The organism is Bradyrhizobium altum (assembly GCF_020889705.1).
Classification (GTDB): Bacteria; Pseudomonadota; Alphaproteobacteria; order Rhizobiales; family Xanthobacteraceae; genus Bradyrhizobium; species Bradyrhizobium altum.
On the sequence record NZ_JACMYP010000586.1, the window covers coordinates 1 to 829 of the forward strand.

1 protein-coding gene is annotated in these 829 nt (G+C 69.8%); it reads right to left on the reverse strand.

Features of this window, described 5'->3' with window-relative positions:
* Positions 1 to 829: L,D-transpeptidase (locus H8B02_RS47540; protein ID WP_229172556.1), on the reverse strand; the 829-nt coding region annotated here is incomplete at both ends.

Genomic DNA, 829 nt, shown 5'->3' on the forward strand with positions numbered 1-829 from the left:
CATCGGGTTGGGCGGCGGCGCGGCGGAAGCCGTCGTCGTTCCCGGCGGCGGGCCACCTGGCAGCACGACCACGCGGGTGCCGACCTTGGCGCGTTCGAACAGGTCCGAGACGTCCTCGTTCAGCATACCGATGCAGCCCGACGAGACGAACTTGCCGATGGTCGACGGCTGGTTGGTGCCGTGAATGCGGTACACGGTCGAGCCGAGATACATCGCGCGGGCGCCGAGCGGGTTGCCGGGGCCGCCTGCCATGAAGCGCGGCAGATAGGGCTGACGCTCGATCATCTCGGTCGGCGGATGCCAATCCGGCCACTCGGCCTTGCGGGTGATCTTCTGCACGCCGGTCCAGGTGAAGCCGTCGCGGCCGACGCGGACGCCGTAACGGATCGCGCGGCCATTGCCCAGGATGTAATACAGGTGGGTGTTCGCCGTATCGACGACGATGGTGCCTGCCGGCTCCTTGGTCGCGAACGCCACTTCCTGGCGGCGCAGATTCGGGGCCAGTTGCGCCGGACCGTCTTCCGGCTGCTCGTCCGGCGGAAGCGCCGCGATCTGCACCGGCCTGCCATTGGCATCGACCGGCGCCTGCTGCTGCGGCACCGCTCCGGTCACGCCCTCGGGCGGACGCATGCCGCCGCGGTCGTCGCCGTAGGACACGCCTGCGGCCGGAACGCCATTGTCGCGATTGGCTTGTTGTGCGCCCGGACGATCGCCATAGATCACCGGCGGCGGCCCCATCGGCCGGCCATAGCGCGGATCATCGGGCGACATCACCGGACCGGTCGGCGCACCGCGGTCGGAGTAGACCGGCTGGGAATTCATCGGGCGG